We start from the raw sequence: 21,363 nt of genomic DNA, 5'->3' as shown, positions 1-21,363 counted from the left end.
CTCGGGGCGTCTGATTCTCTCGATTTCCGGTTTCAAACCGGCGCACGCCAAATTCTCCAGGGTCCCGATTGCGGGTTATTTCACAGGTTAAATGGCGGAAAAAAGCAATAAATATGAGATTGTTGCGTTGGAAACGAATTTTGTTTAGGAATATTTCAACGACAGGACTGCAAGCAAAGCCGACCGTTTGGTCGAAAAAACTTGCGTGACTCTGACGAGCCTGTTTTTATCTGTCTACGCGCAGGGTGGAGGAGCTGCCCCGTGTTGGATCAGATGCTGTTCGCGCTGGGAGGAAGCGAAATGAAATTTACAATGAAAACTGCTTTTGTGGGGGCTGTCGCCTTGGGGCTGACAGCCGGAGCCAGCTTTGCGCAAGAGGTCACCCTTCGGTGCCAACATTTCCTGCCGCCGAAAGGCTCAACCCCGCTGTATTTCATGACGCCCTGGGCGGAAAAGGTCGAAAAAGAATCGGGCGGTCGGATCAAGGTCGAATTGTATCCGGCGATGCAGTTGGGCGGTAAGCCGCAAGCGTTGTACGACCAGATCCGCGACGGCGTGATCGACTGTGGTTGGGCGCTGCCGGCCTATACGCCGGGTCGCTTCCCTGAAGCTGAAGCGTTCGAACTGCCCTTCATGACAGGCCGCAATGCCGAAGCCTCTTCGAAAGCCGCGTGGGAGTTTACCCAGAAATACATGCAGGAACGGATGGCAGATGTTCACCTTCTGGCGGTCCATGTGCACGGCCCCGGTGTGATCCACAAGAAGGGCGAGCCCGTGATGGCTTTGGCTGATTTCGACGGATTGAAATTGCGCGGACCGTCCCGTCAGGCCAACGCCCTTTTTGAAACACTGGGCGCAACACCGGTCGGTATGCCCTTGCCGACCTTCCCCGAAGCCCTGTCGAAAGGCGTGGTCGAAGGCGGCGTCATTCCGTGGGAAATCGTGCCGCCGCTGAAGGTGCATGAACTGGCCGACAGCCACACCGAAATCTCGGGCGACCGGTCGCTTTACAACACGTTCTTCATCTGGGCGATGAACAATGACACCTACAACAATTTGCCCGATGACCTGAAAGCCGTCATCGACGCCAATTCGGGGCTTGAAACCTCGGGCTGGGCGGGTGCGTCGTTCGACAAGGGCGATGTGATCGGACGCGAGATCGTGGCCGGCACCGATAACAAGATCCACGAGCTTGATCCGGCGTTGGTTGATGAAATCAAGGTGATCGGCGAGGCGCAGACCGTGGCTTGGGCGGCTGATATGACCTCGAAGGGTCTTGACGGTGAAGGCATGGTTGCCGACGCCAAGGCGCTGGTTGCGAAATACGCTGACAACTGATCGGGTTGCGATGATCGCTTCGGGCAGCCCCGGCTGGCCCGAAGCGATTTTGCGCCCGTTTGCCTGACGCACTCAGACGTGCGGGTCGGGCTTCACACTCACATTTACCAAATTGGCAGGGGACACGCGGTGGCAGTCGCAAAATCAGCACAAGTCCGCATCGGTCGACTGATGGAGGTCAGCAGCCGTTGGATGGCGTATTCAGGCGGGGCCATTCTGGTTGGGATCGCGCTGACGACGGTCCTTTCGATTGTCGGTCGATCACTGTCCGGCTTCGGGTTAAGCCCGATCAAAGGCGACTATGAAATCGTCGAAATGGGTTGCGCGGTGGCTGTGTTTGCCTTCATGCCGTGGTGCCAGCTGAAACGTGGTCATGTGACGGTGGACATCTTTATTTCCAAACTGTCGGACCGCATGCAGGCCGTTCTGGGTCTGATCGGGGATGTGTTTCTGACCGGCGCGGCGTTCATCATCCTGTGGCGGCTCTGGCTGGGATTTGGCGAAAAATTCCCGTTCGGCTCGGACGGGTTGCGCAGCGTGTTTGGCATGGGGTCCAAACCTTTCTTTCCTGAAAGCACCTATGAGCTTGAGATCCCGCTGTGGATCCCGTTCGGCTTGTGCGTGATTGGCGCTGCTTTCTTTCTGATCGTGGCAGCCTTTACGGTCTGGCGGTCCTTCAACTGGGTTCTTGATGGCAAGGAGCAACGGGTATGACCGGCATTGAACTGGCGCTGGTCGCCTTTGCCCTGATGTTGCTGGCCATCTTCCTGCGCCTGCCCATTGGGTTGGCGATGGGGCTGACCGGATTTTTCGGCATCTGGTATATGATGGGCAAACCCGCAGTCACGTTGAGCCAGCTTAAGACGTTGTCTTATGACACGTTCTCCAGCTATTCGCTGTCGATTGTGCCGCTGTTTTTGCTGATGGGGCAGTTTGCCACCAAGTCAGGTATGTCTGGGGCCTTGTTCGAGGCCGCGTCCGACTGGTTGGGGCACCGCAAGGGTGGTGTCGCGATGGCCGCCGTCGGCGCCTGCGCGGGCTTTGGCGCGGTCTGTGGATCGTCGCTGGCGACGGCCTCGACCATGGGGCAGGTGGCCTTGCCGGAAATGCGCAAACGCGGCTATTCCGACGCTTTGTCCACCGGTGTTCTGGCCGCGGGTGGGACGCTGGGCATCCTGATCCCGCCTTCGGTCATTTTGGTGATCTATGCGATCCTGACCGAACAAAACATTGTTAAAATGTTCATCGCAGCCCTTATCCCCGGCATTCTGGCCGCCCTTGGCTATATGCTGACCGTGGCGGTCATGGTGCGCATCAATCCCGACAGCGCGACGACCGCCGAACGGGTGTCTTATGCGCACCGGTTCAGGACGCTTCTTTCCATCTGGCCGGTGGTGGTCATTTTCGGGCTGGTGATGGGCGGCATCGCGGGGGACTGGAACTGGTCCAAAGTTGGCGTTCAGGCGTTGTTTACCCCGACCGAAGGCGCCGCAGTGGGCGCTGTCGCAACCGGCCTTTATGGCATCATGACGGGCGGGCTGAACTGGAAAGGCTTTCTGGACAGCATCCTGTCGACCGCGCAGTCCACGGCGATGATCTTCTTCATCGTGCTGGGCGCGCAGATTTTCAACTCGTTCCTGGCTTTCACACAAGCGCCGCAAATGCTTGCCGAGTGGGTTACTGCGCAGGGCTATGCGCCGCTGATGGTGCTGGCTTTGATGCTGGTCGCCTATCTGATCTTCGGCTGTGTCATGGACAGCCTGTCGATGATCCTGCTGACCATTCCGATCTTCTATCCGATCATCGAGGTGCTCGATTTCGGCCTGACCCCCGAAGAGGCAGGCATCTGGTTCGGCATCCTTGCCCTGATCGTGGTCGAGGTCGGATTGATCACGCCACCGGTGGGCATGAACCTGTTCATCATCAACTCGATGGCGCGCGATATTCCGATGTCGGCGACCTATCGCGGGGTGGCTCCGTTCGTCCTGTCAGACCTGATCCGCGTCGTGGTTCTGGTTGCCTTTCCGGGGATTACGCTTTGGCTGGTCGGGGTCATGTTCTAGAACATGCAAATTCGTGCGGGGCAGGGCAAAAACTTCGTTGACCTTGCCCCGGCGCTTGGGTAATTCCAACCCAGTGCCCAAGTGGCGGAATGGTAGACGCAGGGGATTCAAAATCCCCCGCCTTCACGGGCGTGAGAGTTCGAATCTCTCCTTGGGCACCACTCCGATTTTCGATAAGACAGATGCCACCGCTGGCGAATTGCGCGCGGCGTGGGGCGGGGGCTAGTATGACGGACAAACATTCCCAGAAAATTGCAGCCGATCTGTTGCACCTTAGGGGGCAGGGCTTGTCGAAGGGCGATCCGGTGGCGCTGCCGTTGGTATCCAGCTCGATGTTTCATTTGCCGGGTGATCCTGACGGGGCGGCGACCTATGGGCGGGTGGACAACCCAACGTGGGAGGCTGTGGAACATACGCTTGCGGTTCTGGAAGACGCGCCCTGCGTCGCGTTTCCATCTGGCATGGCGGCGATTTCGGCTGCGTTGTTTGCCACGCTGAAGGCCGGTCAAACCCTTCTGATTCCGTCGGACGGTTATTACGTCACGCGGCTTTTATCTGTCCGATTTCTGGCGCAGCTCGGTGTGACCGTCATTGAACGTCCAACCCGAAGTTACGCTGATGGCGGCTTTGACGGCATTGATGTGATGTTCGTCGAAACCCCATCCAATCCCGGACTGGACCTGTGCGACATAGCCGCGATCGCGCAGGCCGTACATCAGGCCGGTGGCAAAGTGATTGTCGACAACACAACCATGACCCCTTTCGGACAACGCCCGCTGGACCTTGGGGCGGATATCGTTGTCGCGTCAGACACCAAGGCGCCGGGAGGGCATTCCGATCTGCTGATGGGGCATGTGGCCACGCGCGATAATACGCTGCGTGACGCCGTGTTGGATTGGCGCAAAATGTCGGGCGCCATCCCGTCGCCGCATGCCGCATGGCTTTTGCATCGCGGGCTGGAAACGCTAGAGGTTCGGTTTGGACGGATGTGCGACACCGCTGGCGCGATCGCGCAAGTCCTGGCAGATCATCCGGTAATCAACGACATTCGTTATCCCGGTCTGCCCGACGACCCATCACACACGCTAGCCAAGCGCCAGATGACGTCTTTCGGGTTTCTGATCGGCTTGACGCTGGCGGACAAGGACGCTGCCGAGAAGTTCATAACGTCCTGCCGTTTTCTGCGACCCGCCACCTCTTTTGGTGGCGTCCACAGTTCTGCTGAACGGCGCGCACGGTGGGGGGATGATGTGCCAGATGGGTTTGTGCGCCTGTCCGTCGGTTGTGAGCCGTCGGTTGAGTTGCTGGACGACCTTCTGCAGTCATTAAGCACTTTGTAACTTTTTTGCGCGTCATCCCGGCCTCGGACACGGTTGGAATCACGTAATACCGTCGTGCACGGCGATGCTTTGGTTAACACCACATGAAAATTCCACCGTAAGGCGAAGGATCGGCGGAAATGTGACAATATTTGCCCGAAATACGCGGAAAAATGGAAAGTGCACGGGAATTCAAAGCTTTCCTTCATAATTTCGGCGCAAATTGTTAGTAAGTGGTAACCGCCGGAGAGTGTTTTCAGGTTTTTGTTTAGGGGTATTTGAGTTGAGCTTGCGTGACATCAGAGTGCAGGAAACAATCCCGCTCCATTGGACGGGCTTTTCATCTACATCGCCAGTCAATGATCCGATGCGTGGACGTCATTCGCGCAATGGGATCGCGCTGTCCGGTTTGTCCGCCAACACGCGGGTCGAAACGCTTCGCGGCCCAGTCGCGGCACGTGATTTGCAAATCGGCGATCAGGTCAAAGTTCATAGCGGAGGTTTTGCCACACTGCGCTGGGTTGGCACATCGCGCCCGTTGGATGACGCCGGGCTGCCGATGCGTCGCCTGTCCGCGGATGGCGCCGACACAACGACCGTTCTGACTGCTGATCATTTGGTTCTGGTTTCACACCCGAAAATCGAACTTCTGTTCGGCGTGAACGAGGTTCTTTGCCCGGCAAAGTACCTCGCAACGACGGGAATGTTCCTGCCAGATTCCAGCGTGAATCCGGCTTTCGTGCATCTTCTGTTTGACACTTATGAGCTGGTTCAATGTGGCGATGATTGGGTTGAAAGCCTGATGCCGAACATTGACCGGATCCGGGCCGAGGAACAGGATACTGCAACGGAAATCCTGACCCTTCTGCCCAAACTGGCCAGCCATCAAGGTCTTGCATCCTACGTTTGCACCCAACCAGTTCTGGATGAGCGCGAGGCGACAGTGCTGTTTGGATAAACCGCGCCGCCCCCGGGTTCCCCGATCGCTAATGCTGGTTCGACCAGATTTTCCACTCAGCCAATGTGTCTACATCGGAAATGGCATTCTTGTTGGGCAGTGGCACCAAATGATCCGTCAGGCCCTTTAATGCGATCTGTGCCCCGCAATCTCCGACCAGCCCATCAAACCGCGCGAAAAATCGCGATGGGACCAGCACCGGATGACCGGGGACGCGGTCCGCTGTTGCCCCGCGCACGACCCGATCTGGATCGAAGGCGGCACAGACGCGGCTAAGATCGTCGGATGAGATAGCGGGCATATCCGCCAACATGATCACAATACCGTCCAGGCCCGATGGCAGTTGGCGCACGGCCTCGGACAGGCTGTGACCCAGGCCTTGCGCGGCATTCGGGCAGGGCAGCGGTGTGGCGGCCGATGCCTGAACGACGCGCAACCGATCCGGTCTATCGGTCGGCAGCGCCACAAAGACGCGATGCCCTGCGGCCATTGCGGTCGCAATCCGGTCTTGCAACATCGTCTGCCCATCTGGTCCGCGCAGCAACAGCTTGTCGCGCCCCATCCGCCGCGATTGGCCCGCGGCCATGATAAGTATCGCAAGGGTTGGGGCCGCGGTCATGGTCAGCTATTTCTCGGGGATCAGGCCTCGCGGGCTGAAGCGCAGCACCACAAGCAGCAGAACGCCCATCGAGAACAGACGCATATGCGCCGCCGAGTCCAGTAGATGTGACTTCAACGCCGAGCCGTCCGCCATGCCCGAAGTGACAAGCGACATGAACCAATAGCCAATCGGCTCAACCTGAATCCAGAGGAACCAGATCAGGAACGCGCCCAGCACCGAGCCTAGGTTGTTACCCGACCCGCCAACGATCACCATCACCCAGATCAGGAACGTATAGCGCAGTGGTTGATAGGTGCCCGGCGTCAATTGCCCGTCAAGCGTGGTCATCATCGCACCGGCCAGACCACACAGCGCAGACCCCAGCACAAAAATTTGTAGGTGGCGTCGGGTGACGTCCTTGCCCATTGCCCGGGCCGCGACCTCGTTGTCACGAATGGCGCGCATCATCCGACCCCAGGGCGAATTCAGCGACAGTTGCGCAAGGATAATCAGCACGACGAGAACAACAGTAAACAGCGCAGAATAGGATAGCTTTACCGCAATGGTCGATGCCGTGGTCACGTTCATGCCCCATGCGTCCGCCTTGGCCACGAACTCGGCGCTATTTTGCAGGTCGACCTCGTAAGGAACGGGGCGGGGCAGGCCGATTACGTTTTTCACGCCGCGTGCCATCCAGTCTTCGTTCTTAAGCACGGCCAGAATGATTTCGGCGATCCCAAGCGTGGCAATCGCCAGATAGTCCGACCGCAATCCAAGTGCGGTTTTGCCGACAAGCCATGCCGCCCCTGCGGCCAGCAAGCCGCCAACTGGCCAAGCCAATATGGTCATATAACCATGCGCGCGGTAATTGTCCGGCCCACCGGGGTTCAACCCACCAAGATAACCGGTTTGTGCGGGGTTCACGGCCTCGACACCGACAACGCCGGCGTCAAAGACCCAGCGATAAACGACAAATCCCACAATCAGGGTTGCCAGCATGACCAAGCCCCGGCGGCGTCCGGGTGTCATGTGCTTGTATTGCCAGACCATCAGCATGATGGTGCCCGCGCCAAGAATCAGACCAGAGATGATTTTAAAGCCGCCCGCGCTCCACACGCCGGGGGTAGGGGGCATGGCGACCAGCACCGTCGCCAGACCGCCCAAAGCCACGAACCCCATGATCCCAACGTTAAAAAGACCGGCGTAACCCCATTGCAGGTTGACGCCCAAGGCCATGATTGCGGAAATCAGCGCCATGTTCAGAATGGTTAGCGATGCATTCCAACTGCCCGCGAATATCCACCAATCGGTTGTGCCTTGCAGGATGAACAAGAGCGCGACCAGCGCAAACATAAGGGGTGTGCGTAAGGACTGGCTCATACTGATTGCCCCTTGAAAAGACCCGTAGGTTTGAACAGCAGAACCACGATCAGAATGACAAAACTGACCGCAAATTTATAGTCGGTGGACAAAAGCTGTACGAGGCTCGATGGCTCCAGGCTTTCTGGCAGCAGATAGGTCGCGACCTTCTTCCACGCATAGGTCACCGTCACCTCGGAAAAAGCGATGACGAAGCCGCCCGCAATGGCGCCCAAGGGGTTGCCTAGCCCGCCAACGATGGCCGAGGCGAAGATTGGTAGCAGAAGCTGGAAATAGGTGAATGGTTTGAAGCTTTTGTCCAACCCATACAGCACACCCGCGATGGTGATCAGGCCGGCGACGATGATCCAGGTGATCATCACCACACGCTCGGGATTGATGCCAGACAGAAGCGCCAGATCCTCGTTATCGGAAAAGGCGCGCATCGATTTGCCTGTGCGGGTCTTGTTCAGGAACCAGAACAAGGCGGCCACGACGATGACGGCGGTCACGATGGTCAGCCCTTGGCTGGTTTTGAAGGCCAGACCTTCGTCCAACCCAGACCATTCTTTGAAGTCGCGCGCGTTGATGATGAACCGCGCACCGTCGGCAAAGCGTTGATCGTCTGGCCCGATGATGAAGCGCACAACGCCGTTCATGATGAACATCACACCCATCGAGGCCATGACAAAGATGATTGGCTTGGCTTTGACCCGTCGATAGAAACGATACACCACACGGTCGGTGGCAAGCAGCATCAAGGCTGTCCCGACGATCCCGAACGGCAACGCCAACAAGGCTGTGGGAAGGGGATCGATCGAGACACCCATGGACTGAAACCACCACGTGATCAGGATCGTCACCATCGCCCCAAAGGCCATGCTGTCGCCATGTGCAAAGTTTGAGAACCGTAAGATCCCATAGATCAGCGTGACCCCCAACGCGCCCAGCGCCAATTGACTGCCATAGGCCATTGCGGGGATCAGGACGAAATTGGATAGCGCCACGATGGCGTTTAGAAAATCCATCAGAACTCTCCCTCACAGGTGCCCATATAGGTGATCGAGGTGGGGCCGTCGTTGGAATGTGCGGTGAAGCGCGCCACGTCACCGTTGCGCGACAGCAGGTATTCAGCGCCTTCACCAGTGGCGAACACGGTGGTCACCCGACCCTCGGATTTCACGCCGATCACGATAAGATCACCAAAGTCGGTGACGAGTTTTGCATCATCAAGCATCGTGGTCAGCGAAAAGCTCGTATCCTGACAAGGTTCGCTTTCGTAACACTCGGTGGTGAATGTGCAATCCTGCGCCACGGCGGGCAGGGCGGCCAGACTGACAACGGCTGCGGGTAGGGCGTAGCGATACATCCTCAGCCCCCCAAAAACGATTTGCGGACTTCGGCATCGGCCAGAAGCTCTTTGCCCGTCCCGGTATGTGCGTTGGCACCTTGCACCAGCACATAGCCTTTGTCTGCGATTTCAAGCGCTTGTCGGGCATTCTGTTCAACCATCAGGATCGAGATGCCTGTGCGCGCCACTTCGATGATCCGGTCAAACAACTCGTCCATCACGATGGGGCTGACGCCGGCGGTTGGTTCGTCCAGCATCAGAACTTTCGGCTTGGTCATCAATGCGCGCCCCACAGCCACCTGTTGGCGTTGGCCACCAGACAATTCACCCGCGGCTTGGTTGCGTTTTTCATGCAAGATCGGGAACAGTTCAAAGACCTGCGCCATGGTGCCGGAGATGTCGTCTTCGCGGATGAACGCGCCCATTTCCAGGTTTTCCTTAACCGTCATCGAGGTGAAGATGTTCTGGTTTTGAGGCACAAACCCCATGCCCTTGCGCACCCGTACTTGGGGGCTAAGGTCGGTGATATCCTCGCCATCCAGCCGGACCGAGCCCTGACGCAGATTGAGCATCCCGAACACGGCCTTCATGGCGGTGGATTTGCCCGCGCCGTTGGGGCCGACGATCACCGCAATCTGGCCTTTGTCGACGGCGATGGTGCAGTCATGCAGGATGTCTGGGCCAGTCTTCCCATATCCACCGGTCATGCTGTCGCCGATCAGAAAGGCATCGCCCGTGTGCATTTTATGCTTGGTGCCGGTGGCCGGAATCATCGTGCCCTGACCCTTGGGGTTGACGATCGAAGCGTCTTTGTTGCCGCGCTCGGACTGATAGGGGTTCTGGCTCATGCGCCCACCATCTCTTTGTTTTTCAGACCTGTGCCCAGATAGGCCTCGATCACGTGTTCGTTGGCCTTGATCTCGGCCAGCGTGCCTTCGGCCAGCACTTTGCCCTCGGCCATACAGATCACCGGGTCGCAGAGGCGCTCGATGAAATCCATATCGTGTTCGATCACCACGAACGTATAGCCACGTTCTTGGTTCAGACGTTTGATGGCGTCGGCGATGGTATAAAGCAGGGTGCGGTTTACGCCTGCGCCCACTTCGTCCAGAAAAACGATCTTGGCGTCGACCATCATGGTGCGGCCAAGCTCCAACAGCTTTTTCTGACCGCCCGAAATTTCGCCCGCGCGCAGGTCAGCGATGTGTGAAATGGTCAGGAATTCAAGCACTTCATCGGCTTTCGCGCGCAACGCGCGTTCTTCGTTGGCAATCCGCTTGCGGCCAAACCATGTATCCCAAAGGTTTTCACCGGTTTGTCCGCCGGGCACCATCATCAGGTTCTCGCGGCAAGTCATTGACCCAAATTCATGCGCGATCTGGAAGGTGCGCAGAAGGCCTTTGTGAAACAGCTCATGCGGGGGCAGGCCGGTGATGTCTTCGCCCGCCATGGTGATGCGGCCCGATGTCGGCTGCAACACGCCGGCAATCACGTTGAACAACGTCGTCTTGCCCGCGCCATTGGGGCCAATCAGCCCAGTGATCGAGCGTTCCTCGATCCGCATTGTCGCGCCATCCACCGCGTGAAAGCCGCCGAAATGCTTGTGAACGTCTTCGATGACGATCATATGCGCCCCCTCTCGCAACCTTAAGTTGGCTGCTTAACTTACGGAAACAGCCCGGAAAAATCCGGGCTGTTTCTTAATCTGTCAGATGTTGATCAGCGGTATTGAACCGTAACCATCTTGCCGCCTTCGATCTTGATCTGGCGATAAGACCCAGCCGCTTCGCCGCCGTCCACGAATTCAACTGCCGTTGCGCCGACATAGTCAATTTCGCCGCCGTCTGCGAGGATCTGAAGACCTTTCGCAAGCTCGCCGGGGAAGATCTGTTCGCCCGGTGCGTTGGCAACCATTTCAACCTTCGAGGCATAGTCGCCCGGTTCAGCCGAACCTGCCGCCTGCATCGCCAGCAACAAAAGCGCCGCCGCATCATAGCTTTCGCCAGTGAAAGGCGAGGTTACATCGAACTTGTCACCGACCATTTCCACGAATGCTGCGTTGCCGGGGCTGTCAGAGCCCGGAACCTGACCCGATGAGCCTTCGATTTCTTCGCCGAAATTGGCTTCGAGGTTCGACCCGATCATCCCGTCGGGGAAGTGGAACGTATCAAATGCGCCAGTGTCCAGCGCGCCGCGCACGATGCCCGCGCCGCCTTGGTCAACATAACCCGCCACAACCAGAACGTCGCCACCAGCAGAGGCCAGCGCGCCGACTTCAGCGGTATAGTCCGCTTTGCCGTCTTCATGGGCTGTCACGATGGTCACGGTGCCACCAGCAGCTTCGAACGCGGCTTTGAACGCGTCTGCCATGCCTTTGCCGTAGTCGTTGTTGGTGTAGGTTACAGCCACCGACTCGGCACCATTTTCGCGCAAAATTTCCGCCATGATGGCCGACTGGCGGGCATCCGACGGTGCGGTGCGGAAAAACAGACCGTTGTCTTCGGCGGTCGACAGGCCTGGCGATGTTGCCGATGGCGAAATCATCACGATGCCGTTGGGCAGGGCCACATTGGCCAGAACTGCGCCGGTCACGCCTGAACAGTCAGGGCCCATCAGACCTTTGACACCGTCGCTGGTGATCAGCTTTTCAGCCGCCGCGGTGGCCGCAGCGCTGTCGACACAGGTCGAATCAGCGCGCACACTTTCGACTTTCATGCCACCCAGCAGCAGGCCAGAGGCTGAAACCTCCTCCATCGCCAATTCGGCACCATCGGCCATATGCGGCGTCAGGCTTTCAATCGGGCCGGTATAGCCAAGAATTGTGCCGATTTTGATGGTTTCATGGTTGTCAGCATAGGCCGCGCCACCAACAAGTGCTGTGGCGGCTGTCGCCATTAGAAACTTTTTCATTCTTTCTCTCCCAGTTGGAAAATATCCCGTGCTGAGCCTAGGCAAGGCGCACAGAAAAGAAAAGACCGAAGCGATAGGCGGCGCAAAAAAGACCTGCAATCCGGACGGGTTATCGCTTGGGACGGGGCAGAACATAGTAGGCGCTGTCACACCATTCATCATAAATAAAGAGCGTGCGCGTCGCGGTTTTGCTCAATACGAACCCCAGACGGTTCAGCAATTTAACCGATCCAGAGTTGCGCGGGTCAATCTCGGCGGTGATTTCGGTCACATCGGAATGTTTGGTCCACGCGGCGTCGATAACGGCTTGAAGGGCTTCTTGGGCCAGACCTTTGCCCCAATGGTCGGGATGCAGGATGTACCCGACCTCCGCCATCCGCCACAGACCGGCTTTGCCGATCACCTTGCCGTCCAGCTCGATCACGAGTTCTAGCCCGGTTTCGGAATGCGAGGCGATCATCCCGTCCAGCGTGCCTTGCGTTTGCGCCAGATCCGTGTGGGTTTCGTGGCTCCAGAACCGCATGGCTGAGGGGTGGGAAAACACGTCGTGCAAATCGGCAAGGTCTTCGGGAACGGCTGGCCGCAATCGCAATCTTGCTGTCTGGATCAAAGCGTCGCCTTTGCCGCGTGGCTGCCGCGTTCCCGATAGGGCGTGGTGTCATAATGCGACCGATAGCATTTTGAGAAATGCGACGGGCTGGAAAAGCCACAGGCCAACGCCACGTTGATCACGCTCATATCTGTCTGCATCAGTAGATTGCGCGCTTTTTGCAGGCGCAACTCCATATAATACCGCTTGGGCGAGCGGTTCAGATAGCGCCGGAACAGGCGTTCGAGCTGTCGCGTTGACATACCGACATCGGCGGCAAGGATAGACGGCGAAATCGGCTCTTCGATATTGGCCTCCATCTTTTGGATGACGTCGCTGAGCTTTGGGTGGCGCACACCGATCCGGGTTGGCACAGACAAGCGCTGCGTGTCGCTTTCTGTTCGGATCGAGGTATAGATCTGTTGATCGGCGACGATGTTGGCGATGTCTTCGCCATGGTCATCGGCAATCAGCTTTAACATCAGATCAATTGACGACGTGCCCCCGGCGGCTGTCATGATGTTCCCATCAATGACGAAGATGCGTTTTGTCAGTTCAACTTCGTCAAACGCCTCGGTGAAGCTGTCGTGGTTTTCCCAGTGGATGGTCGCCCGTTTGTCATTCAACAGCCCCGCCTTGGCGATGACATGCGCAGCTGTGCACAGCCCGGCCACCTGCACGCCGCGGCGCGCCTCGCGTCTGAGCCAGTTCAGCAATTTCGGCGAACAATGGATTTGCACATCAACGCCAGAGCAAATTATGACCGTGTCGTCGCGCCGAAGCTCGTCAAGATCGCTGTCCAGATGAAAGGATGGTCCTGCCGAGGATGTGACGGTCTGGCCGCCTTCACCCATAATGACCCAGTCATAGACCTTGCGACCGGCGGCGCGGTTGGCGATGCGCAAAGCGTCGACCGCGCCGGCAAAGCTAAGCAGCGTAAACCCTTCGACCAAAACAAAAACAAAGCGTCGCGGTGCGGCGCTTGTCAATGTGGGTTGTTCTGTCATCCGAGTCACCTCGTTTCGGTGGTGTGCACTGTGGTTGGCGGTGACCACAGCAGGTTTGTGCGCCTGCGACAAGGGTGAAACTACCTCTGGTATGCACCGCATGACAGGACTGGCACATCAAGACAGTATCCGACCACACGCCGGTCACATAACTGTATTTGCACGTTAGCGCTGACCGCGCTATTAGGAAGGCCCATAACCCGCGCGTGCGGGACACCATGATTTACGGAGCAAAGACATGACCGAGTGGGACAAGTCGACCTGGCGCAAGAAGCCTCGGGTGCAGATGCCTGACTATACTGACGCGGCCGCACTGGCTGAGGTTGAGGCACAGCTTGCAAAGTATCCCCCGCTGGTCTTTGCGGGCGAAGCGATGCGCCTGCGTGAACAGCTTGGTCGCGCCTCGCGCGGGGAAGCCTTTTTGTTGCAGGGCGGCGATTGTGCCGAAAGCTTCTCGGATTTCTCGGCAGATGGTATTCGCGACACGTTCAAAGTGATGCTGCAAATGGCGATGGTGCTGACCTTTGGTGCGAAGGTGCCGGTGATCAAGGTTGGTCGCATGGCCGGGCAGTTCGCCAAGCCGCGTTCCGCTCCCACTGAAACCGTGGGCGGGGTCGAGCTGCCCAGCTATCGCGGTGACATCATCAACGAACTTGATTTCACCGAAGCCGCGCGCTTCCCTGACCCGCAAAAGATGTTGCAGGCCTATACGCAGGCGGCAGCGACGCTGAACCTGTTGCGTGCCTTTTCGACCGGTGGTCTGGCGGATGTGCATCAGGTGCACGGCTGGACCCTTGGTTTCACTGAAACGGACGAGGCCGAGAAATATCGCGCCATGGCTGAACGCATTCAGGATACGCTTGATTTCATGCGTGCCGCTGGCGTGGATAGTGATCGGGCACATACGTTGCAGACCGTGGACTTCTACACTTCACACGAAGGTTTGTTGTTGGAGTATGAAGAGGCGTTGACCCGACTTGATGCAACCACGGGCAAAACCGTTGCGGGTTCTGGTCACATGTTGTGGATCGGTGACCGCACCCGTCAGCCCGACGGTGCGCATGTCGAATTCTGCCGTGGCGTGGTGAACCCGATCGGCCTGAAATGCGGCCCGACAACGACAGCGGACGATCTGAAGGTTCTGATGAACAAGCTGAACCCGAACAATGACGCTGGGCGTTTGACCCTGATCGCGCGTTTCGGGGCAGGGAAGGTGGCCGAACACCTGCCGCGCCTGATCCAGACCGTGAAGGAAGAAGGTGCCAATGTCGTCTGGTCCTGCGATCCGATGCATGGCAACACCATCAAATCGGCCACCGGCTATAAAACCCGACCCTTTGATGCGGTGCTGAAAGAGGTGCAGGAGTTCTTTGCTGTCCACAAAGCCGAAGGCACAATCCCCGGCGGTGTGCATTTCGAGATGACGGGCGCAGACGTGACCGAATGCACCGGCGGCGTGCGGGCCGTCACGGACGAAGATCTGTCAGACCGGTATCACACCGCCTGCGATCCGCGTCTGAATGCCAGCCAATCGCTTGAACTGGCTTTCTTGGTGGCAGAAGAACTGTCTTCGATGCGCAGCGAAGATGCTGCCGCAGCAAAGGCAAGCTGAGCCATCTGCCAGTGCTGACAAAAAGAAACCCCGGTCCAATTGGCCGGGGTTTTTTCTCGCATTGCTTGAGCGTTGCTGCGCAAGCGCCGGTCCAGCGCTACATGCTAGTCCTGCGGAACGATGCGTAAATGACCGCCGGGTCGCGCCAACGGACCCGCCCGCATGGAATCTGGCGTGCCGTGAAAGCTCGCCGCAAGTTCAGCCATGCCGGGCACCGGAATGCCTCTGTCGCCCGCGTCACCCGATGGACGCATGATATGCCCGTCTGTCTTGCGGTTTTGCCGGTCACCTGTTGGGCGGATATCGACACGGGTGACATCTGGTATTGTGCGATCGGTCGCCTCTGAGGTCGGCGCGCCGCGCATATCCCAATATCCGGGCCGTTTCATCTCCTGTTGTTGGCGATGTTCAGCGTCGCGGGTTTTCTGTGCGGCGGTCTGGTCGACCGTCAGCGGGCGCGCATCAAGCGTGCGGATGTTGAAACGAAGCGGCGCACGCGTCAGTTTGCCGTCGACCTGAAACGCGCCGAGCACGCGGGTGACGCGGCCTTCGCGATCCTTCAGGGGCAGCAGGATCATCTGCGCATCCAGAGATTTCTGGAATATACCAGACTCGCTTTGCAGGGTCAGATTGACCTCGGCGGGCATATCAAACACGCTTTCCAGCGCGTCCTGCACCTCTTGGCGGGCTTGTGGCGTGAAAAACGCGCTGATCGGCATGCCGCGCACTTCCATCGACAAAATGTCACTGACATGCTGACCGGCCAGACGAATGCGGGCATGGCCCGGTGCGATACGTTCCAGAATAAAGGCGTGGGCTAGATTGTCTCCGATACCACGCGGGTCCACATCGTGGCGCGTTGGCATCAGTCGCCCATTGCGCAACCCGTGCCAATAGGCTTCGATCTGTGCGATGGCAGGAAATTTCCGGTCGCGCCGGGCCGAAGCCAGAGCGACCACATTGCCATCTTTTAGGTATTCAATTTTCATTTTCGCGTCCCAGATTTTGAAACGATTTTAATAAAATAGGATGTAAGTAGCGAGCTTGTTCAAATTGTGACCGTTTGTTAACGATTAAAAGTGTATTCCTTACTGAAGTCTTAATATGCCACATTGTAACTGAAATTGGCATAAAAACTTAGCAAATGGTTAATTCGACATGCCAAATTCCATGACAGGCTTTGCCAGCGCCTCGGCCGAAGAAGCCGGATACAGCTGGTCTTGGGACTTACGATCGGTCAATGCGCGCGGCCTGGACATCAAAATCCGGGTGCCTGACTGGCTGGATGGACTTGAAGATACGCTGCGCAAAACCCTGAAATCATCGGTGGCGCGGGGCAACGTCACCGTAAGTCTGAAAATCACCCGCCGGGAAGAGTCGGGATCGCTGTCGATCAACCCCGACGGGCTGGCCCGTGCACTTGGCCAACTGGCCGCCATCGCCGCCGAGGCGGAAACGCGCGGGCTGCAAGTTGCATCGGTGCAACCCACTGAAATTGCTGGTATGCGCGGCGTTTTGGAACAACGCGCCATGACAGACGAAGACGCCGCCCCAGTTTTGGCGGCGCTTACAGCGCAGGTTCCAGCGTTGGTCGATCAGTTCCTATCCTCGCGCGCCCTGGAAGGGGCCGCGATGATGCAGGTTTTGTCTGATCAGATCGACGAGGTGGCGCGCCTTGTGACGGCTGCCGAAGCGCTGGCGGATGCGCGCCAAGAGGCTCAGGTTGCAGGGCTGCAATCGGCCTTGGCGCGGGTGATGGATAACACCGACGGCGCCGACCCCGACCGGGTTGCGCAAGAACTTGCCATGATCGCCGTGAAAACCGACATCCGCGAAGAAATTGACCGCCTGAAGGCGCATATCGACGCCGCAAAACAGCATCTGACCTCGGATCAACCTGTGGGCCGCAAGCTCGACTTTTTGATGCAGGAATTTAACCGCGAGGCCAACACCCTGTGTTCAAAGGCGCAATTCAAAGAGCTGACCGCCATTGGGCTTGACCTGAAGCATGTCATAGATCAGATGCGCGAACAGGTTCAGAACGTGGAGTAGAGACATGAGCGCCCAGAACAATCAGCGACGCGGCCTTCTTATCATCCTGTCTTCGCCATCGGGCGCAGGCAAATCCACTCTGGCGCGGCGGCTGATGGACTGGGATCCGACGCTCAGCTTCTCGGTCTCGGCCACCACCCGCGCGCCGCGTGAGGGCGAGGTGGACGGGCAGCACTATCATTTCGTGGACGAGTCCAAGTTTAGGGACATGGTCATTCAGGGCGAGATGTTGGAGCACGCCCACGTTTTCGGCAATTTCTACGGCTCGCCGTCTGAACCCGTACGCAAGGCAATCGAAACCGGCCGTGACGTGCTGTTCGACGTGGACTGGCAGGGCGAGGTGCAGATCCGAAACTCCTCGCTTGCCTCGCATTCGCTGTCGATCTTCATCCTGCCGCCCTCAATCAAAGAGTTGCGCGCACGGCTTGAGGGGCGCGGGCAGGACGACCCGGCCACGATCGCCAAGCGGATGCAGAAAAGCTGGGACGAGATCAGCCATTGGGGCAGCTATGATTACGTGCTGATCAACGACGATCTGGAAGAAACGGCGCAAAAACTGATCACAATCGTTGAAGCCACACGCCAACGCCGCAACCAGCAACCCGGATTGTTGAACCATGTCCGTAAGTTGCAGGCCGAGTTTGAAGAGGGAAATGAATGATCTACGACTTGGACGGAGTTTCACCTGACATCGCCGACGACGCGTTCATCGCGCCGGATGCCAACCTGATCGGCAAAGTGCGCATTGGCGCACGCGCCTCGGTCTGGTTCGGAAGCACGTTGCGCGGCGATAACGAGTTGATTGACGTGGGCGCGGGCACAAACGTGCAGGAAAACTGCGTCTTTCACACCGATATGGGCTTCCCGCTGACCATCGGTGAAAACGTTACGGTCGGCCACAAAGTGCTTCTGCACGGCTGCACCATCGGCGACGGCAGCCTGATCGGCATGAACGCGACCGTGATGAACGGCGCGGTGATCGGCCAGAACTGCCTGATCGGGGCAGGGGCTTTGGTGACAGAGGGTAAAGTGATCCCCGACGGGTCAATGGTTCTGGGCGCACCGGGGAAAGTTGTGCGGGAGCTGGACGAGGCCGCGATCAAGGGGCTTGAGGCGTCGGCTGTGCACTATCAGGAAAACGCGGCGCGGTTCTTGAAGGGGTTGAAGGTGGGTGGCAGCAAATAGACATCGAAGCCTAAGCGATGCCTTTCATCAATTTGGCCAGCTTCTCAGCGTTAGTAAAATCGTCAAGCCGTTCAACGTCTTTGAACACGAAGTTCGGGTATTCGTTCATGTGTAGTATGATGTTTCTCTTGATCTTTAGATAACGTGGTCGCCGTTTATGTGTGTTGTATGAAATCAACGCTTCTAGTGTCCCATTGTAAGTCGATCGTTCTTTTAGAGGCTCATCAATGATGATTTCAGCATCGACGAAGTCGTGGATCGTTCTTCCTCCTATTTCGCCTCCACGGTTTTCATAGGTTGGTGCAGGATTAACCCGTCCTGCGAAAGATGTTCGAATATACTCGACTTTATATCGAAACAAATGATCGGAGGCGTTTTCGATAAAAAAGCCAATGTTGACGGACTGGAGAATCTTAGGTCCATCTGAGGCGGTTTTCACACCTAAACGTACAATCACTTTATGGAAATAGAGACGCGAGAACTGCCGATAAGTTTTAATAAGGGAATTTGCGAACCAGATGATTCCTAAAGACAAGAAAACTGTGAAAATAGCAATCAACCAAATCTCTAAAGCTGTAGAGTCTTGCAAATACGCAAGAACTGCCGACGTTGCTGTCAACATAACAGATATGATTAATGTGGTGGGCCACCAATCCCACAACCCTTGAAGCATCTCCAACAAGGTGTAGTTCTTGAATAGCTTTCTAAACAAGCGGAGCATTTAAGCTTCCTATAGACTTGGCCGTATGTTGCCCAAACCTTCGTTGAAAGGGGTCGATTAGAAAACAAAAAAAGAGTCGCCCATGGGCGACTCTACTTCCTACAAGTCGGTTTTTTACGCGACCTTTTCGCCAGCCTCTTTCAGCCAGGTCAGCACGTTTTCCGGGGCGCTTTCGCCGTATGGGTCTTCGCCGTGGTTGTCGCAGCGGCCCGGCTCTTCGAACCATGCCTCGACCACACCGTCATTGATGACAGCGGCATAGCGCCACGAGCGGGCGCCGAAGCCCAGGTTGTCCTTGTTGACCAGCATGCCCATGCCGCGCGTGAACTCGCCCGAGCCATCGGGGATGACTTTGACGTTTTCCAGTTCCTGGTTGCGGGCCCACGCGTTCATGACGAAGCTGTCGTTCACGGACATGCAATAGATCTCGTCGATGCCTTGGGCGCGGAAATCGTCAGCGCCGTTTTCATAGCCGGGAAGCTGATAGGTTGAACATGTGGGCGTGAACGCACCGGGCAGCGAGAACAGAACAACGCGTTTGCCGGCAAAATAGTCGGCGGTTGTCATGTCCTGCCAGCGAAATGGGTTCGGACCCTCGATGCTGTCGTCACGGACGCGGGTTTTAAAGGTGATATTGGGAACGCGAACGCCAGTTTGCATGTTGAAAATCCTTTTTATTGAGGTGCGCGCAGAGAATCGCGCGACGCTGTTGCGACACTGGTTAGAACGATTCCAGATCGGTCTCAACGAGGATTTTGGAAGGGTGGCAAAAGGGCGCATGGGTCGGGGCGCGGCGTGGACCGCACCCCGATTGGTTTTCGACGATACGGACCTTTACGCGCCGCTGGCCAGTGCCGCGCGCGCCGCACGAATACCATCGCCATAGGCCTGACTGATAAGGTCGTAATGGACCAGCACGCGGTCAATCACGTCATCTGGCACACCGTGCATGGCAGCCGCCGTGTTGCTGTAAAGACGGGCCTGTTCAGCAGCGTTCATCAGGTCGTGCAGAGCACGCGGCTGGGAATAGTCGTCATTGCCCACCCGGTGATCATACCGCGCCGCATCGCCGGATATGCGCAAGGGCGGCTCCAGCGTGGTCGGATCTTCACGCGCGGCGTCCTCATACATGTTCGGCTCGTAATACGCGTCGGGATGGCCCGTTTTGGGCCCCATGAAGTTCATCTGGCCGTCCTTGTGATAGTGATGCATTGGGCAGCGCGGGGCGTTCACCGGCAAGGCCTCGTAATGGGTGCCCAGACGATATCGGTGGGCATCGGCATAGGAAAAGACGCGCGCCTGCAGCATCTTGTCGGGGCTGTGGCCGATCCCCGGAACGGTGTTGGACGGGCTGAAGGCGGCTTGCTCGATCTCGGCGAAGTAATTGTCCGCGTTGCGGTTCAGTTCAAATTCACCCACGTCGATGACGGGGTAGTCGCCATGCGGCCAAACTTTGGTCAGGTCAAACGGGTTGTAGGGCGTCTTTTCCGCGTCCGCTTCCGGCATGATCTGCACCTGCATTTTCCAGCGCGGGAAGGTGCCGGCCTCGATCGTGCCAAACAGTGCCTCTTGATACCCCTCGCGGGTCTGACCGATCAGGGCGTTGCCTTCTTCGTTGGTGTAATGCGCGTGGCCTTGCTGGGTTTTGAAGTGGAACTTCACCCAGAACCGTTCACCCGCGTCATTCCAAAGCGAATAGGTGTGGCTGCCATAACCGTTCATGTTCATCGGCGTTTGCGGCAGGCCGCGATCCGACATCAGGATCGTCACCTGATGCAGCGCCTCCGGGCTTTGCCCCCAGAAATCCCACATCGCCGTAGGGCTGCGCATGTTGGTGCGCGGGTGGCGTTTTTGGGTGTGGATGAAGTCGGGAAACTTCAACGGGTCGCGCACAAAGAAGACCGGAGTGTTGTTGCCAACCAAATCCCAGTTGCCTTCTTCGGTATAAAACTTCAGAGCGAAGCCGCGCACGTCGCGTTCGTGGTCCGCAGCCCCCAATTCGCCCGCCACGGTCGAAAACCGCGCCAACATCGGCGTCTCAGTGCCGGGTTGCAGGGCTTTGGCACGGGTGTATTTTGACAGATCGCCCGTGATTTTCAGTGTGCCAAACGCGCCCCAGCCCTTTGCGTGCACCACACGTTCGGGGATGCGTTCGCGGTTTTGGTGGGCCAATTTTTCGATCAGTTGATAGTCCTGCATCAAAACCGGACCGCGTTCACCTGCCGTGATGGAATTTTGGTTATCGGGAACCGGAGCACCGGCAGAAGTGGTCATGCGTGTCTTGGACATATCAGTCTC

Annotated in this window: 22 protein-coding genes, 1 tRNA gene and 1 pseudogene; 10 read left to right on the top strand and 14 right to left on the bottom strand. The window is 57.6% G+C overall.

Annotation, left to right across the window (positions count from 1 at the left end; genetic code table 11):
* The first annotated feature begins 300 nt into the window (after positions 1–300).
* The 6 genes from MUY35_RS06985 (at position 301) to MUY35_RS06960 (ending at position 5,678) form a co-directional block, all read left to right on the top strand.
* The gene (locus MUY35_RS06985) at positions 301–1,338 is read left to right on the top strand and encodes a TRAP transporter substrate-binding protein (RefSeq protein WP_248365000.1); all 1,038 of its coding nucleotides are present in this window, start codon (positions 301–303) and stop codon (positions 1,336–1,338) included.
* 129 nt (positions 1,339–1,467) lie between these two features.
* Positions 1,468–2,052, top strand: a complete 585-nt coding sequence (locus MUY35_RS06980; RefSeq protein WP_248364999.1) for a TRAP transporter small permease — start codon at positions 1,468–1,470, stop codon at positions 2,050–2,052.
* Positions 2,049–3,401 (top strand): TRAP transporter large permease, encoded by a 1,353-nt coding sequence (locus tag MUY35_RS06975; RefSeq protein ID WP_248364998.1) that lies wholly within the window; start codon positions 2,049–2,051, stop codon positions 3,399–3,401. Before MUY35_RS06980 ends, MUY35_RS06975 begins: the two co-directional genes overlap by 4 nt.
* A gap of 75 nt (positions 3,402–3,476) precedes the next feature.
* Positions 3,477–3,562 (top strand) — tRNA-Leu (locus MUY35_RS06970).
* 66 nt (positions 3,563–3,628) lie between these two features.
* Entirely contained in the window at positions 3,629–4,741 is a 1,113-nt protein-coding gene (locus MUY35_RS06965; protein ID WP_248364997.1) for a cystathionine gamma-lyase, read from the top strand.
* A 268-nt stretch (positions 4,742–5,009) separates the two neighbouring features.
* Positions 5,010–5,678 (top strand): Hint domain-containing protein, encoded by a 669-nt coding sequence (locus MUY35_RS06960; RefSeq protein WP_248364995.1) that lies wholly within the window; start codon positions 5,010–5,012, stop codon positions 5,676–5,678.
* Positions 5,679–5,706: 28 nt separating this feature from the next.
* Here MUY35_RS06960 and MUY35_RS06955 read toward each other — a convergent pair whose 3' ends face one another.
* The 9 genes from MUY35_RS06955 to MUY35_RS06915 all read right to left on the bottom strand — a co-directional run bounded on the left by MUY35_RS06955 (position 5,707) and on the right by MUY35_RS06915 (position 13,495).
* Positions 5,707–6,297 (bottom strand): nucleotidyltransferase family protein, encoded by a 591-nt coding sequence (locus tag MUY35_RS06955; protein WP_248364994.1) that lies wholly within the window; start codon positions 6,295–6,297, stop codon positions 5,707–5,709.
* A gap of 6 nt (positions 6,298–6,303) precedes the next feature.
* Entirely contained in the window at positions 6,304–7,659 is a 1,356-nt protein-coding gene (locus MUY35_RS06950; RefSeq protein WP_248364993.1) for a branched-chain amino acid ABC transporter permease, read from the bottom strand.
* On the bottom strand, positions 7,656–8,666 hold the full coding sequence (locus tag MUY35_RS06945; RefSeq protein ID WP_248364992.1) for a branched-chain amino acid ABC transporter permease: 1,011 nt from the start codon (positions 8,664–8,666) through the stop codon (positions 7,656–7,658). Before MUY35_RS06945 ends, MUY35_RS06950 begins: the two co-directional genes overlap by 4 nt.
* On the bottom strand, positions 8,666–9,007 hold the full coding sequence (locus MUY35_RS06940; protein ID WP_248364991.1) for a hypothetical protein: 342 nt from the start codon (positions 9,005–9,007) through the stop codon (positions 8,666–8,668). The genes MUY35_RS06945 and MUY35_RS06940 overlap by 1 nt, the downstream gene beginning before the upstream one ends.
* A 2-nt stretch (positions 9,008–9,009) precedes the next feature.
* On the bottom strand, positions 9,010–9,837 hold the full coding sequence (locus MUY35_RS06935; RefSeq protein WP_248364990.1) for an ABC transporter ATP-binding protein: 828 nt from the start codon (positions 9,835–9,837) through the stop codon (positions 9,010–9,012).
* Positions 9,834–10,616: an ABC transporter ATP-binding protein gene (locus MUY35_RS06930; RefSeq protein ID WP_248364989.1), complete on the bottom strand. Its 783-nt coding sequence runs from the start codon at positions 10,614–10,616 to the stop codon at positions 9,834–9,836. Before MUY35_RS06930 ends, MUY35_RS06935 begins: the two co-directional genes overlap by 4 nt.
* Positions 10,617–10,708: 92 nt before the next feature.
* Positions 10,709–11,899, bottom strand: a complete 1,191-nt coding sequence (locus MUY35_RS06925) for an ABC transporter substrate-binding protein (RefSeq protein ID WP_248364988.1) — start codon at positions 11,897–11,899, stop codon at positions 10,709–10,711.
* A 109-nt stretch (positions 11,900–12,008) separates the two neighbouring features.
* Positions 12,009–12,509: a GNAT family N-acetyltransferase gene (locus MUY35_RS06920; RefSeq protein WP_248364986.1), complete on the bottom strand. Its 501-nt coding sequence runs from the start codon at positions 12,507–12,509 to the stop codon at positions 12,009–12,011.
* Positions 12,506–13,495, bottom strand: a complete 990-nt coding sequence (locus tag MUY35_RS06915; RefSeq protein ID WP_248364985.1) for a GlxA family transcriptional regulator — start codon at positions 13,493–13,495, stop codon at positions 12,506–12,508. The genes MUY35_RS06920 and MUY35_RS06915 overlap by 4 nt, the downstream gene beginning before the upstream one ends.
* 238 nt (positions 13,496–13,733) lie before the next feature.
* Here MUY35_RS06915 and MUY35_RS06910 point away from each other — a divergent pair, with 238 nt between their 5' ends.
* The gene (locus tag MUY35_RS06910) at positions 13,734–15,107 is read left to right on the top strand and encodes a 3-deoxy-7-phosphoheptulonate synthase class II (RefSeq protein WP_248364984.1); all 1,374 of its coding nucleotides are present in this window, start codon (positions 13,734–13,736) and stop codon (positions 15,105–15,107) included.
* Positions 15,108–15,211: 104 nt separating this feature from the next.
* Here the strand turns inward: MUY35_RS06910 and MUY35_RS06905 are convergent, their stop codons facing one another.
* A complete protein-coding gene (locus MUY35_RS06905; protein ID WP_248364983.1) occupies positions 15,212–16,096 on the bottom strand; it encodes a PAS domain-containing protein in 885 nt (294 codons plus the stop codon).
* 169 nt (positions 16,097–16,265) lie between these two features.
* On the opposite strand from MUY35_RS06905, the gene MUY35_RS06900 reads away from it, so the two are divergent.
* The 3 genes from MUY35_RS06900 to MUY35_RS06890 are packed head-to-tail and all read left to right on the top strand — an operon-like array spanning position 16,266 to position 18,344.
* Positions 16,266–17,159: a YicC/YloC family endoribonuclease gene (locus tag MUY35_RS06900; protein WP_248364982.1), complete on the top strand. Its 894-nt coding sequence runs from the start codon at positions 16,266–16,268 to the stop codon at positions 17,157–17,159.
* Positions 17,160–17,163: 4 nt separating this feature from the next.
* Positions 17,164–17,820 carry a guanylate kinase gene (gmk, locus tag MUY35_RS06895; RefSeq protein WP_248364981.1) on the top strand — a complete coding sequence of 219 codons (657 nt, stop codon included), beginning with the start codon at positions 17,164–17,166 and terminating at the stop codon, positions 17,818–17,820.
* On the top strand, positions 17,817–18,344 hold the full coding sequence (locus tag MUY35_RS06890) for a gamma carbonic anhydrase family protein (protein ID WP_248364980.1): 528 nt from the start codon (positions 17,817–17,819) through the stop codon (positions 18,342–18,344). The genes gmk and MUY35_RS06890 overlap by 4 nt, the downstream gene beginning before the upstream one ends.
* 10 nt (positions 18,345–18,354) lie before the next feature.
* Here the strand turns inward: MUY35_RS06890 and MUY35_RS06885 are convergent, their stop codons facing one another.
* From MUY35_RS06885 to MUY35_RS06875, 4 genes and pseudogenes are all read right to left on the bottom strand, one after another.
* Complete coding sequence (locus MUY35_RS06885; protein WP_248364979.1) at positions 18,355–19,065, bottom strand: hypothetical protein; 711 nt, start codon at positions 19,063–19,065, stop codon at positions 18,355–18,357.
* 114 nt (positions 19,066–19,179) lie between these two features.
* The gene (locus MUY35_RS06880) at positions 19,180–19,725 is read right to left on the bottom strand and encodes a peroxiredoxin (protein ID WP_248364977.1); all 546 of its coding nucleotides are present in this window, start codon (positions 19,723–19,725) and stop codon (positions 19,180–19,182) included.
* Between the two features lie 174 nt (positions 19,726–19,899).
* The gene (locus MUY35_RS17165; protein ID WP_348984506.1) at positions 19,900–20,196 is read right to left on the bottom strand and encodes a catalase-related domain-containing protein; all 297 of its coding nucleotides are present in this window, start codon (positions 20,194–20,196) and stop codon (positions 19,900–19,902) included.
* Between the two features lie 6 nt (positions 20,197–20,202).
* Positions 20,203–21,339, bottom strand: a pseudogene (locus MUY35_RS06875) (catalase); the annotation flags it as partial.
* Between the last annotated feature and the right edge of the window lie 24 nt (positions 21,340–21,363).

Source organism: Aliiroseovarius sp. S1339, assembly GCF_023195695.1.
Classification (GTDB): domain Bacteria; phylum Pseudomonadota; class Alphaproteobacteria; order Rhodobacterales; family Rhodobacteraceae; genus Aliiroseovarius.
The sequence above is the reverse complement of the archived record's forward strand: the minus strand, read 5'-3'. Positions and strand labels throughout refer to the sequence as shown.

Excerpts from the sequence above, each read along its gene's own strand:
- MUY35_RS06985 (WP_248365000.1), top strand. The coding sequence starts at position 301 with ATGAAATTTACAATGAAAACTGCTTTTGTGGGGGCTGTCGCCTTGGGG.
- MUY35_RS06975 (WP_248364998.1), top strand. The coding sequence starts at position 2,049 with ATGACCGGCATTGAACTGGCGCTGGTCGCCTTTGCCCTGATGTTGCTG.
- MUY35_RS06965 (WP_248364997.1), top strand. The coding sequence starts at position 3,629 with ATGACGGACAAACATTCCCAGAAAATTGCAGCCGATCTGTTGCACCTT.
- MUY35_RS06955 (WP_248364994.1), bottom strand. The coding sequence starts at position 6,297 with ATGACCGCGGCCCCAACCCTTGCGATACTTATCATGGCCGCGGGCCAA.
- MUY35_RS06950 (WP_248364993.1), bottom strand. The coding sequence starts at position 7,659 with ATGAGCCAGTCCTTACGCACACCCCTTATGTTTGCGCTGGTCGCGCTC.
- MUY35_RS06945 (WP_248364992.1), bottom strand. The coding sequence starts at position 8,666 with ATGGATTTTCTAAACGCCATCGTGGCGCTATCCAATTTCGTCCTGATC.
- MUY35_RS06940 (WP_248364991.1), bottom strand. The coding sequence starts at position 9,007 with ATGTATCGCTACGCCCTACCCGCAGCCGTTGTCAGTCTGGCCGCCCTG.
- MUY35_RS06935 (WP_248364990.1), bottom strand. The coding sequence starts at position 9,837 with ATGAGCCAGAACCCCTATCAGTCCGAGCGCGGCAACAAAGACGCTTCG.
- MUY35_RS06930 (WP_248364989.1), bottom strand. The coding sequence starts at position 10,616 with ATGATCGTCATCGAAGACGTTCACAAGCATTTCGGCGGCTTTCACGCG.
- MUY35_RS06925 (WP_248364988.1), bottom strand. The coding sequence starts at position 11,899 with ATGAAAAAGTTTCTAATGGCGACAGCCGCCACAGCACTTGTTGGTGGC.
- MUY35_RS06915 (WP_248364985.1), bottom strand. The coding sequence starts at position 13,495 with ATGACAGAACAACCCACATTGACAAGCGCCGCACCGCGACGCTTTGTT.
- MUY35_RS06910 (WP_248364984.1), top strand. The coding sequence starts at position 13,734 with ATGACCGAGTGGGACAAGTCGACCTGGCGCAAGAAGCCTCGGGTGCAG.
- MUY35_RS06905 (WP_248364983.1), bottom strand. The coding sequence starts at position 16,096 with ATGAAAATTGAATACCTAAAAGATGGCAATGTGGTCGCTCTGGCTTCG.
- MUY35_RS06900 (WP_248364982.1), top strand. The coding sequence starts at position 16,266 with ATGCCAAATTCCATGACAGGCTTTGCCAGCGCCTCGGCCGAAGAAGCC.
- gmk (WP_248364981.1), top strand. The coding sequence starts at position 17,164 with ATGAGCGCCCAGAACAATCAGCGACGCGGCCTTCTTATCATCCTGTCT.
- MUY35_RS06890 (WP_248364980.1), top strand. The coding sequence starts at position 17,817 with ATGATCTACGACTTGGACGGAGTTTCACCTGACATCGCCGACGACGCG.
- MUY35_RS06885 (WP_248364979.1), bottom strand. The coding sequence starts at position 19,065 with ATGCTCCGCTTGTTTAGAAAGCTATTCAAGAACTACACCTTGTTGGAG.
- MUY35_RS06880 (WP_248364977.1), bottom strand. The coding sequence starts at position 19,725 with ATGCAAACTGGCGTTCGCGTTCCCAATATCACCTTTAAAACCCGCGTC.
- MUY35_RS17165 (WP_348984506.1), bottom strand. The coding sequence starts at position 20,196 with ATGTATGAGGACGCCGCGCGTGAAGATCCGACCACGCTGGAGCCGCCC.